Source organism: Methylobacterium sp. WL103, assembly GCF_008039885.1.
Lineage (GTDB): Bacteria > Pseudomonadota > Alphaproteobacteria > Rhizobiales > Beijerinckiaceae > Methylobacterium > Methylobacterium cerastii.
The window spans coordinates 1-10999 of sequence record NZ_VRUX01000096.1; the positions used below are offsets into that span (position 1 = coordinate 1).

At 68.3% G+C, this 10999-nt stretch carries 13 protein-coding genes; 6 read left to right on the forward strand and 7 right to left on the reverse strand.

What is annotated here, in order from left to right:
• Window positions 1-61: 61 nt before the first annotated feature.
• Window positions 62-847, forward strand: a complete 786-nt coding sequence (locus FV222_RS08700) for a right-handed parallel beta-helix repeat-containing protein (RefSeq protein ID WP_187277266.1) — start codon at window positions 62-64, stop codon at window positions 845-847.
• A gap of 150 nt (window positions 848-997) precedes the next feature.
• Here the strand turns inward: FV222_RS08700 and FV222_RS08705 are convergent, their stop codons facing one another.
• The 3 genes from FV222_RS08705 to FV222_RS08715 all read right to left on the reverse strand — a co-directional run bounded on the left by FV222_RS08705 (window position 998) and on the right by FV222_RS08715 (window position 2176).
• Window positions 998-1258 (reverse strand): DUF3658 domain-containing protein, encoded by a 261-nt coding sequence (locus tag FV222_RS08705; RefSeq protein ID WP_147813853.1) that lies wholly within the window; start codon window positions 1256-1258, stop codon window positions 998-1000.
• Window positions 1259-1332: 74 nt separating this feature from the next.
• Window positions 1333-1836 carry a CAP domain-containing protein gene (locus FV222_RS08710; RefSeq protein WP_147764331.1) on the reverse strand — a complete coding sequence of 168 codons (504 nt, stop codon included), beginning with the start codon at window positions 1834-1836 and terminating at the stop codon, window positions 1333-1335.
• A 124-nt stretch (window positions 1837-1960) separates the two neighbouring features.
• Entirely contained in the window at window positions 1961-2176 is a 216-nt protein-coding gene (locus tag FV222_RS08715; protein WP_147764330.1) for a hypothetical protein, read from the reverse strand.
• A 326-nt stretch (window positions 2177-2502) separates the two neighbouring features.
• Between FV222_RS08715 and FV222_RS08720 the strand changes: the two genes are divergently transcribed.
• Window positions 2503-3507 carry a helix-turn-helix domain-containing protein gene (locus FV222_RS08720; protein ID WP_187273577.1) on the forward strand — a complete coding sequence of 335 codons (1005 nt, stop codon included), beginning with the start codon at window positions 2503-2505 and terminating at the stop codon, window positions 3505-3507.
• Window positions 3508-3580: 73 nt separating this feature from the next.
• Window positions 3581-4849, forward strand: coding sequence for an MFS transporter (locus FV222_RS08725; protein WP_238273058.1), 1269 nt, complete (start codon window positions 3581-3583; stop codon window positions 4847-4849).
• Window positions 4850-4859: 10 nt separating this feature from the next.
• On the opposite strand, the gene FV222_RS08730 is transcribed toward FV222_RS08725, so the two are convergent.
• The 3 genes from FV222_RS08730 to FV222_RS08735 form a co-directional block, all read right to left on the reverse strand.
• Complete coding sequence (locus FV222_RS08730) at window positions 4860-5912, reverse strand: HD domain-containing phosphohydrolase (RefSeq protein ID WP_306422445.1); 1053 nt, start codon at window positions 5910-5912, stop codon at window positions 4860-4862.
• A gap of 182 nt (window positions 5913-6094) precedes the next feature.
• Complete coding sequence (locus FV222_RS29445; protein ID WP_187277268.1) at window positions 6095-6244, reverse strand: hypothetical protein; 150 nt, start codon at window positions 6242-6244, stop codon at window positions 6095-6097.
• Between the two features lie 159 nt (window positions 6245-6403).
• Complete coding sequence (locus tag FV222_RS08735; protein WP_147753813.1) at window positions 6404-7096, reverse strand: GntR family transcriptional regulator; 693 nt, start codon at window positions 7094-7096, stop codon at window positions 6404-6406.
• A 649-nt stretch (window positions 7097-7745) separates the two neighbouring features.
• On the opposite strand from FV222_RS08735, the gene oxlT reads away from it, so the two are divergent.
• The 3 genes from oxlT to FV222_RS08755 all read left to right on the forward strand — a co-directional run bounded on the left by oxlT (window position 7746) and on the right by FV222_RS08755 (window position 10661).
• Complete coding sequence (oxlT, locus tag FV222_RS08740) at window positions 7746-9011, forward strand: oxalate/formate MFS antiporter (RefSeq protein WP_147764327.1); 1266 nt, start codon at window positions 7746-7748, stop codon at window positions 9009-9011.
• 208 nt (window positions 9012-9219) lie between these two features.
• Complete coding sequence (locus FV222_RS08745; RefSeq protein WP_147764326.1) at window positions 9220-9879, forward strand: class II aldolase/adducin family protein; 660 nt, start codon at window positions 9220-9222, stop codon at window positions 9877-9879.
• 527 nt (window positions 9880-10406) lie between these two features.
• Window positions 10407-10661: a hypothetical protein gene (locus FV222_RS08755; protein ID WP_147764325.1), complete on the forward strand. Its 255-nt coding sequence runs from the start codon at window positions 10407-10409 to the stop codon at window positions 10659-10661.
• Window positions 10662-10841: 180 nt separating this feature from the next.
• On the opposite strand, the gene FV222_RS08760 is transcribed toward FV222_RS08755, so the two are convergent.
• A partial coding sequence (locus FV222_RS08760) for a transposase (protein WP_147813855.1) occupies window positions 10842-10999 on the reverse strand: 158 nt, incomplete at its 5' end.

A 10999-nucleotide genomic window follows, 5' to 3' on the forward strand; every position in this document is an offset into this window, starting at 1 on the left:
TTTTTTTTTTCATTAACAATACTGAATAGGATTTTGGCTCCGTTGTCGTGGGCTCGGAGATTTGTATAATAGACAGGAGATCGACTGCGCCGGCGCGACGATCGGGCGAGCCGAGCCGGCGCCGACGCTCGCCGACTTCGCGGTCGAGATCCGCTCGCGCGCGCCGGCCGGCCCCGGCGGGACCTGGTCGCGCCCCAGCGGCGTCATGCTTCGCAACTGCCGCATCCTCGGCCACGTCCGCGTCTGGGGCATGGGCCTCAACGGCCAGGGGGCGGCGGTGAAGGCGTCGTCGCACAGCCTCGGCCATACCGAGCGGGCGCAGGCGGCGGCGCCGACCGAGGTCACGATCCGCGATTCGACGATCACCGCGCTCGGGCACATCCCGCTCTACCTCGCCCCCGGCGTGACGCGGTTCACCCTGCAGGGCTCGACCCTCGACGGCCGCTCGGGCGCGGACGCAATCTACCTCGACGCCGAGAGCGCCGACAACGTCATCGCCGACAACACCATCGCCGTCGCGCTCGGGCGGGAGGCGATCGCCGTCGACGGCTCGGCGCGCAACCGCATCACCGGCAACCGCATCGCCACGCAGGGCCAAGGCGGCGTGCGGCTCTACCGCAATTGCGGGGAGGGCGGCACGGTCCGCCACCAGACGCCGTCGGACAACGTCGTCACCGGAAACACCTTCACCGGCGACGGCCTGTTCGCGTCGGCGGCGATCGTGGTGAATTCTCGCGGCGGCTGGCGGCTCTATTGCAGCCAGGATTCCGGCTATCCCTTCGGCAGCAGCCTCGACAATGCCGACGGCGGCACCGGCAACGTCGTCGCGCCGAACACGGTCGAATAGGCCCTTATCATGATGTGCTGTCTTTCGCCGAAAAGGCGTCCGCTTCGGCGGAAGGCGCTCTCTTGGTCGACATCAGACGCTTGGCACTTGCAGCGGAGGGCTGCTTTCGACCCTTAGCGGACCATACGAGCGAAGTGTGGGTTGCAGGTTCTACCGTGGTGGCAACCGAACTTCGCTGTAGCGCATACGGTCTAAATTCCCTTGCGCTTCGAGCTTACCTAGTGAAACAAGCAATTTGATACGCTCTACTATTGCTGTGTCCTTTATTCCTCGACGAGGGTTAGCATGAATTATTATAGCCGTGATCATGGCCACTTTCTGCCAACGCTCTTTTGCAGCGCGCATAATTTCATCGTCGATCATAGCCGCGACTGAGACATCAGCAATGCTCATGGCTACTGGCTGATCCATTTCTACCCCTCCCAGGTCCGCTTTCCAACTTTAGTGGATCCCGCGATTGGATGCCCAGCGTCTGATTTCGACCATCAGCCGCCGGCCATCACCAGCGCCCAGAACCGCTTGTAGCGGGTGCCCGGTGCGTCGACGCGGGCGATGCCGATGCGGTGGATCTGCGGGATCAGCATGTTCTTGTTGTGCTCGGGCGAGGCCTTCCAGCGGGCGAGCACCTGATCGAAGGTCTCGGAGCCGGCGCTGAGGTTTTCCGCCGACCAGGACCGGCCGAGCCCGGCCGAGGCCATCCGCGCGGTGAAGCTGCCGCCGACCTCGTGGCTGAGCTGTCCGGTGCGGGCGTTGTTGCCGGCCTGGAACGCGGCCGCCGTCACCAGCCCGGCGTCGACGGTGACCGGCCCGAGCCCGTGCTGGGCGCGGTAACGCGAGATCGCGGCGGCGGCCGCATTCTCGTCGAGGATCACGGGGCTGACCGGGCCGGCGCTCTCGATGAGCGTCGGAGTCCCGCAGCCGGCGAGCGCGAGGGCGAAAAGGCCGTAGGCGGCGAAGGCCTTGAGGCGGCGGGCGGCGCTGTATGGCATCGGGAACGGGTTCGCTGGCGGGACGGAGCCTCGCCTTGGCCCGTCCCATGCGGCGAAACCGGGGCGCGCGACGGCGCACCGTGCGCAAGGGCGGGCGCCTGTGCCCGCGATGCCACGCCCGCCATCAGATCCGCGTGCCGGGATCGCGCATCGGCGCGCCGCAGCGCCACCCGGCGATCCGGTAGTCCGGGTGTTCCTCGACCCAGCGCGCAAGCTGCGGCTGGGCGACGTGCTGGCAGGCGCGGGGCGTCGCCACGTCGAGCGGCATGCGCCGCGCTTCGCAGGTCTCGGGCGCGTTCGCCATGCAGGCGGTGAAGTAGAGAAAGAACACGCCGCTCATCGCGATCCTCCGAGGCCCGCTGCCCTTCGGCGCGTCGCGAGGAAGCTAGCACCGGAGCAGCGTCCGTCGATGCGCCGTTCCATCGCAGACCCATGCGGGCCGACCGCGACCTCGGCGGAGGCACCTCAGGCGCGCCACGAGGGCCGTTCCTGCACGGGGATAGGCTGCATTCGAGCCTCGTCTCCGATCGGACTTTTAGGTGTGATGCGTAATCATTCCCCAGTGGTTGCAGCCGTGGGCCGCCTTGCACCCGTGTTTCAGCGGTGAATAATGAACATCGCATCGACCGACGTGTCGAATGGACTCGCTTCGGCCGACCCGTGACGTTGCAATCCTTCAGTTTCGCCGCGCAGTCGCCGGACGCCCCCGACGGATTCGGCACCTACCACGACCTCTACGCCCACGGTTCCGACGTGGCCCTGACGGGGGAGGGGTTCTACGCCCGCTTCCAGGCCCACCGCTTCCCGCGGATGGTGGTGTTCGATCGCCATCTGAACGGGCTGGTGCACAGCCGTGGCGCGGCGCGCGTGCGCCGCGACGGCTTCGACCACGTCAACCTCCACCTCCTGCTCGCCGGCCGCCTGTCCGGCGGCGTCCCGGGCGACGAGGTTCGGGTGGCGCCCGGCGAGATCCTGCTGTTCGACACCACCCGGCCGCAATCGAGCCGGGCGGACCACGCGCACGTCGTCACCGTCGCGCTCGCGCGCGATCCGGTCGAAGGCTCGCTGCGCGGGCTTCGCGGCTTCCACGGCACGGTGCTGCCCGAGGCGAGTGGAGGGCTCGTCGCCGACCTGATGGTCTCCCTCGCCCGCCGAGCGTCCGCCATGAACCCGCGCGCGGCGGCGGGCGCGGCCCGCGCCCTGACGACGGTGCTGGCCGCCGTGCTCGACGACAGGACCGGGCTCGGCTTCGACCCGGACACCGAAGCGCAGCTCGTCCTGCTGCGGCGCGAGCGCGCCGAGGCGTTCATCGCCACGCGCCTGTCGGACTCTACCCTCGACGCCGAAACCATCGCGCGGGGCGTCGGCGTCTCGCGCAGCGTCCTGTATCGCTCGTTCTCGGAGGATGGCGGCGTCGCGAACGTGCTCCGGCTCCGGCGGCTCGAGAGCCTGCGCGCCTGCCTGAGGCGACCGAGCGAGACCCGCTCGATCGCGGCCCTGGCCTTCGCCTGCGGCTTCGGCAGCGAAAGCCATTGCAACCGGGCGTTTCACGCGGCATTCGGGCGGCCGCCGGGACAGTTCCGTGCCGACCTGCAGCGGGCGCGCGCCTCCCGGGCGGGGATCGCCGACGCCCGGTCGCAACTCGCCGCGTGGCTTTGTGAACTCTACTGAACCGGCGCTCGCGTCCACACCTCGTCGCCTACCGACCGCGGAGCGAAGCGGCGGATCGTCCGGCTGGGGGCTGGTGCTGCTGCTCGCGGCGACGCAGTTCTTCGCCTTCAGCGACCGGTTCCTGATCACGGTGCTCGCCACGCCGCTCAAGCACGATCTGGCGCTGAGCGACGCCGAGGTCGGCCTGCTCCAGGGCTCGGCCTTCGCGCTGCTGCATGCGGCGGGCTTGCCCTGGGTCGGCGCGTTGGCCGACCGCGGGCATCGGCGCACGCTCCTTCTCGGCTGCCTCGTGGTGTGGACCCTCGCGACGCTGGCCTGCGGCCTCTCCGGCTCCTTCGCCGCCCTGTTCGTGAGCCGCATGCTCCTCGGCCTGGGGCAGTCGGGCGTCGTCCCGGCCGCGTTGTCCCTGCTCGCGTTGCGGGTCGGGCGGGCGCGGCTTGGGCGTGGGGTCTCGCTGCTGACCACCGGCGGTACGCTCGGGCGAAGCCTCGCCCTCCTCGTCGGCGGGGCGACCCTCGGCTGGCTGACGGGGCAGGGCGGCCTGACGCTGCCGGGCTTCGGTGCGCTCGCGCCCTGGCAGGCCCTGTTCGTGCTGGCGGCCCTGCCGAACCTCGTGCTGCTGGCCTTCACCTGGGGCATCGCCGAACCGCCCCCTCCGTCGGTCCCGGTCCCACTGCCGCCGTGGTCGCGCGCCTTCGCCTGGATCGTCCGGCACGGCCGCGCCTACCTGCCCCATACCGTGGCTTCGACCGCCGCGATCCTCATGGGCCAGACGCTGACCGCCTGGGCGCCGACCTTCTACGTGCGCGCCTTCAAGGTGACGCCGGCCGAGAGCGGGCTGATCCTCGGCCTCGTCGTGCTGGTTGCGGCGCCCGTGGGACACATCGTCAGCGGGATCGTGCTCGACCGTGCGAAGCGCAAGCGCCCGCGCGCCGCACCGCGGATGCTGGGGCTCGGGCTCCTGCTGTCGCTGCCTGCGACCCTCGTCATGGTGTTCGCGCCCGGGCTCGGCCTCTCGCTTGGCGGGTTCGCGGCCCTGGTCGCGGCCCTCGGCTTCTGCAGCCCGCCGAGCCTGGCCGGCATCCAGTTCCTGACGCCGGTCGCCCTGCGGGGGCGGATCAGCGGCCTGTTCATCGCCTTCGTGACCCTCGTGGCGCTCGGCGCCGGGCCGGCCCTGCTCGGTCTGCTGAACGACCGGGTGTTCGGCGCGGACGGGATCGGGCGCGCCTTCGCCGCGCTGTTCGCCACCGTCGGCGGCCTCGGCCTGGTCTCCGCCGCGATGGCGGCCCGTCGCGGGCAGGGCGTGAGTCTTTTCAAGCCGCGTGGAGGCCGGCGCGTTTGAAACGCGCTGATCAGGCCAACTCCACCGCACGGCCGAGGGCCACGGGCGCGAAGGCCTGCATCAGCGCGCGGTCGAGGTGGCCTTTCATCCCCTCCATCGTCGCCAGCGCCTCGGGGGCAGCGACGGAATCGCGGTAGGTCCGGCGCTCGGTCAGCGCCGAGAACACGTCGCAGATCGCGACGATGCGGACGAGGTCGGTGATCGCGCCGTCGCGCAGGCCGGCCGGATACCCGGTGCCGTCGAGCTTCTCGTGGTGGTGGCGCACCACCTCGACGATCGCCGGATCGAATCCGCCCTGCGCGTCGAGCAGCCCCGCGCCGATCTCCGGATGCCGGCGCATCAGGCGCATCTCCTCCGCCGTCAGCCGGCCGGGCTTGTTCAGGATCTCGACGGGGATGCGCGCCTTGCCGATGTCGTGCAGCAGCGCGGCCTTGGTCAGGCGGTGCCGGTCGGGGCGCGAGAGGCCGACCCGGCCGCCGAACGCCGCGGCGTAGCCGGCGACGCCGAGGGTGTGCTGGTAGACGCCGGCGTCGTGGCGCCACACCGTGGCGAGCCAGTCGCCGATGCCGACCTCCGACACCGCGGCCAGGACGATCTCGGTGCCGCGATCGATCTCGCTCGGTTGGAACGGCGCGCCGAGCGCCGCCGAATCGAAGATCTCCGACACGATCGTCGTCGCGGCGGCACTCCGCGCGTCGAGCACCCGGGTCCGCGCGATGGCGACCTCGATCATCGCGAAGGCGTCGGCGAGGATCGCTTCGCGCCGCGTCGCGGCCGGCAGGGTCTTCAGGATGGGTGACGTGGGCCGGCGCCGCGCGGCGTCGCGCTCCAGCACGAGCGTCGGCGTCAAGGCGGTGTCGGCGCGGACGGCGTCTGCGCCGGCTGCCGGCAGGTCGATCACCACCAGCGCGGGGCGGGCGCCGCCTTCAGGCCAGGCCGAGACCGTGCGGCACGGCATCACCAGGTCGATCCCGCGCGCCAGGGTGCGCCGCAGGTCCGGACGGTCGGTGATCAGGAGGACGAACGCGTCCTCCATGGCCGGGAACGGAGCGCCCTGTGCCAATGCCGGCCTTCCTCGGTTGTCCTCGTCAACGCCGTGTTGACGATAAACCGAACTTCATGAGTGAACCGTTTCCGGCCTCCATCGGCGACGCCATCATGATGCCTGATTCGGCATCGGGCCTCGCCCCTCGACTCGCGGGCAGAGTGCGCAGACGCGCGGCGGATTACAACTCGGACGCGTGCTCAGGCGGCGGTGGCGCCGTGGACGTCGGCTGCGACCGAGCGGGCACCGCGCGCCTCGGCGCCGTCGGTGAGGAAGTCGGCGAGCTTCACGACGAGCAGCACCTGGACGCTGGCGAGGGCGGCGAAGACGGCGAGGAACGAGGAGAACATGGCGGGATCCCGATGCGTGTTGCGACGCAATAGATCTCATGGTGCGCTGCATTCTGGTATGCCAAACGCCACATACCAATCATGTAAGGCGCGCATGCGTTCGCGCGCGGTGGACGGAGTGCACCACGCGCGCAGGAAGATCGGAAAACCGGGATCGGTTCAGTCGAGGTAGGCGCCGTAGGCGTCGACGTGGTCGGCGAGGCCGATGCCGTGGTCGCGCACGAGCCGCTCGGCGGCTTCCACGTCGCGCGCCTCGAGCGCCTTGATGATCGCGACATGCTCGCGGATCGACTTCTCGGCCCGGTCGCCCTGGCGGAGCGCGGTGTTGCGGATGCCGCGCACGTGCATCAGCAGGTTGCTCGACAGCTCGGAGATCACCGCGCATTGCCCGAGCGAGATGATCTTCTGGTGGAAGCGGATGTTGGCGTCCGAGTACTCGTCGATGTGCTCGGCCGGCCGCCCGTCGTAGAACTCGGGGAAGGCCTCGCGCAGCGAGCGCAGCTCGGCATCCGAGGCCCGGGTGCAGGCGAGCCGGGCGGCCATGCTTTCGAGTGCCGCCCAGGAATGGATCATCCCGACGATCTCCTTCTTCGTCTTCTTGATGACGAAGACGCCGCGCCGGGCCTCGGACCGGACGAACCCTTCCTGCTCCAGCACGGTCAGCGCCTCGCGCACCGGCGTGCGGCTGACGCCGAGATCCTGCGACAGCTTGCGCTCGTCGAGGCGCACCTCGTCCGGGCGCCCGTAGATGTCCATGTTGGTGATGAACGTCTTCAACGCCTCGTAGGCGAGGGTGCGCAGGCTCGAACTGACCACGATCGGCTTGATGCTGAGCGACTCGGAGTTCGACATGCCGTATCCGTCGGTCCGCGTTCTTGGATTGGAATTCGACGCGCGACCGATCGCCGACGTAACGCAAACCTTGGCGTCAGCCTAGATGGCACACGCGGCGATGCAGGGTCGGTCGGATCGGCCGTCGCTCGGCTCCGAAGCCTCGCACTCGGGCCGAGCCGTCCCTTTGAGGACCACGTCTGTCGGCAGCTCCTAATCCGAACGAAATTTCTGTATTTTTATTCCGGTCGCGTTGACAGGTTCCGAGCGGATATCGCACGATATTTCTGGCATACCGTAGACCAGAGATCGCCCAGCCGGTGCGCTGACTTTTTCTTGTTGCGGTGCCAAAAGTTTTTCCGAGATGAACCGTGCAATCGAAGCTGCATCGGAAGCCGGAACGCGGCATCAGGACCATGCCGACATTGCGGTTCTCGCGTGGACGAAGGTCTCCGCGCGACGACATCGAGGATTGAAGGGCGTCGGCGAATAACGGCGCAAAGGTCGGCGACCGTCCCTTTCGGGCGGTTCCCGATCCGACGACGCCGCGACCAACGCGGACGACACGCCACGTGCCGGACAACCGGCCTCAAGCAAGACCTCTGGGAGGATGACGATGCCAAACGACGACAGACAGGCGATCGGACGGGTGTCCGACGGATATCGATGGATGCAGCTCGCGCTCGGCGTGGTCTGCATGGTGATGATCGCGAACCTCCAGTACGGCTGGACGTTCTTCGTGCCCGACATCCAGAAGAAGTTCGGCTTCGACCGCGCGGCGATCCAGTGGGCCTTCACGCTGTTCGTGCTGTTCGAGACCTGGCTCGTCCCGGTCGAAGGCTGGTTCGTGGACAAGTACGGCCCGCGGGTGGTCGTCCTGTTCGGCGGCCTGCTCTGCGGCGTCGGCTGGGTGATCAATTCCTACGCCACCACGCTCAACATGTTCTATCTCGGCCAGGTCGTCGCCGGCATCGGCGCGGGCGCGGTCTACGGCACCTGTGTCGGCAGCGCGCTCAAGTGGTTCCCGGACAAGCGCGGCCTCGCAGCCGGCATCACCGCGGCGGGCTTCGGCGCCGGCTCGGCCTTCACCGTCGCGCCGATCCAGTGGATGATCGCCGAGAACGGCTTCCAGGCCGCGTTCCTCTGGTTCGGCCTCGGCCAGGGCATCGTCGTCTGCCTGCTCGCCTTCTTCCTGATTTCGCCGAAGAAGGGCCAGGTGCCCGAGGCGGCGGTGAACGCCAACGTGATCCAGACCCGGCGCAACTACGCGCCCGGCGAGGTCGTCCGGCAGCCGATCTTCTGGCTGATGTACTTCATGTTCGTCATCGTCGGCGCCGGCGGCCTGATGATCACCGCCAACCTGAAGCCGATCGCCGCCGACATCGGCGTCGACAAGGTCCCGGTGACGATCATGGGCATCACCATGGTGGCGATCACCTTCGCCGCGACCATCGACCGGGTGCTCAACGGGCTGACGCGGCCGTTCTTCGGCTGGGTCTCGGACAAGATCGGCCGCGAGAACACGATGTTCATCGCCTTCGCGATGGAAGGCTTCGGCATCTACATGCTCTACCTCTGGGGTCACGATCCGCTGTGGTTCGTGCTGCTCTCGGGCTTCGTGTTCTTCGCCTGGGGTGAGATCTACTCGCTCTTCCCCTCGACCTGCACCGACACCTTCGGGTCGAAGTTCGCGGCGACCAACGCCGGCCTGCTCTACACCGCCAAGGGCACGGCGGCCCTGCTGGTGCCGGCAGCGAACTACCTGCAGCAGAGCTCCGGCAGCTGGGACGGCGTGTTCCTGCTGGCGGCCGGCGCCAACATCCTGGCCTCGATACTCGCCATCGCGGTGCTGAAGCCCTGGCGCAAGCGCGTGGTCGCCAACGCGATGCTCGCCGCGCCCGAGACGACCGCCGCCCGAGGGGCCGTCGCCGCCTGAGGCCGCGACGCTCCACGAGAGCATTTTCCGTGATCCCTGGATCACGGAAAATGCTCTCACCTGCTGTGTGGTCGCATTGTCTCCACGCGAGCCGGCATCCACCTCGCTTGAAAATGCTCCACCGGCCGAACGCAAGGAGGCCCGGCACCGTCTTTACGGTGCCGGGCCTTCGCGCTTATCGGGGGCTGGACAACCGGAAGGGCCGCGAATGGATGCCGACGAGAGCAGGGCGCGGGCGGCTGTGGTGGCGGCCGCGCGCGACCTCGATGCGCAGGGCCTCAACCGCGGCACCTCGGGCAACGTCTCCCTGCGCTGGCGCGACGGCTTGCTGATCACGCCCTCGGGCGTCCCGAGCGCCCGCATCGGCGAGGCGGAGGTGGTCTTCCTGGCGATGGACGGCGGCTTCGACCACCCGCTGAGCCCGTCCTCGGAATGGCGCTTCCACCGCGACATCCTGCGCGAGAAGCCGGCGGTGAACGCGGTGGTGCACGCTCACCCCGATCACGGCACCGCCTTCGCGATGTGCCGGCAGACGATCCCCGCGGTGCACTACATGATCGCCGCCGTCGGCGGCCCGACGATCCGCTGCTCCGGCTACGCCACCTTCGGCACCGAAGAGCTCTCGCGGCTCGCGCTCGAAGCGCTGGAGGATCGCAACGGCTGCCTGCTCGCCAACCACGGCATGATCGCCACCGGGCCGGACCTGCCCAAGGCGCTCTGGCTCGCGGTGGAGATGGAGACCCTGTGCCGGCAATACGCGGTCGCGTTGCAGGTCGGCACGCCGGTGGTGCTCTCCGATGCCGAGATCGCGCGCAACATCGAGAAGTTCAGGAGCTACGGGCCGCGGACGCAGGCTTCCGACAGGTAGGCGCCGCGGGGTTCATTGACGCGGCCGTCTCTTCATCACTTCTGGATAGCGAGGGCGATCACGGTCCACCCGGCAAAGTGCGACACGGCTTTGGCCGGGTTACGGCGTGGGCTTCCTCGCGTCGGCCCTCGTGTTTGCTGACATCACAGGTCATACGATGTCCGGTCGATCGGTTCTGCGGACACGGCGCCCGTTCTCCCGGACGGGTGAAGCGTCCGCGGAACCCGATCCGGGACCCAGCAGAAGACGCCGCGAAGCGTCGATCTCGTTGCGCCGTTCGTATCGAGCCACTGACGCGGCCCTTGTCGATGCTGGGTCCCGGATCGCCGTCCGCTGACGCTCCAGGCGTCCGGGAAAACGGTGCGCAGGCGACGAGTTCAAACGAAAACCGTATCCGTTCGAGGATCGTCGCGCCGACGACGACGAGGTCCCGCGTCGCACCGTTGGATTGCTCGACGCGCGCATGGTCGTCGTCGGGTGGACGCCGCGTGGCACGGACCGTCACGTTTTTACGATGAGGAAAGCCAATGCACGAGAGCAAGCCCTCTACGGCCCGCTTCTCCGCTGATGCGTTCGGCGAAACGGACTTCGCGAAGACGGATGCCCACGTCATCCAGGCGGACGAATACGAAGACGCGCCGGAATTGACGGACGCGATGATGGCCCGCGCCGACGTCCATGTCGGCGACGTGCTCGTGAGCCGGGGGCAGCCGGTCGGACCGGACGCGCGGGAAGCGGAGGCCTTCCGCCTGCCGCCCGCGATCCTAGTGGTCGAAATCTGACGGATGGAACCCATGCTTTGGGTCCGCTCCCGACCCAACATGGTTATCCAGCTGGATGTATCTGATCCCCGAAAGCGGAGACCTTGATGGCGCCTATGAGCCAATCAGTGTTCTTCTCAGGCATCCAATGTCTGGCGTTCTCGGTGGTCCAGATGGTCATATCTCAGAGTCTGTCCGGCATCATGATGTTTTCTGACAGAGCTTTCGGGTTATGAGGCGGATGGAGGCCAAGAGGACGAACGCTCGCCCTTTCCGGCTTTTGCATTCCCAATCCTTCGCGAGACGGCGGCAGCGGTTGAGCCAACCGATCGTTCGCTCGACAATCCAGCGCTTGGGCA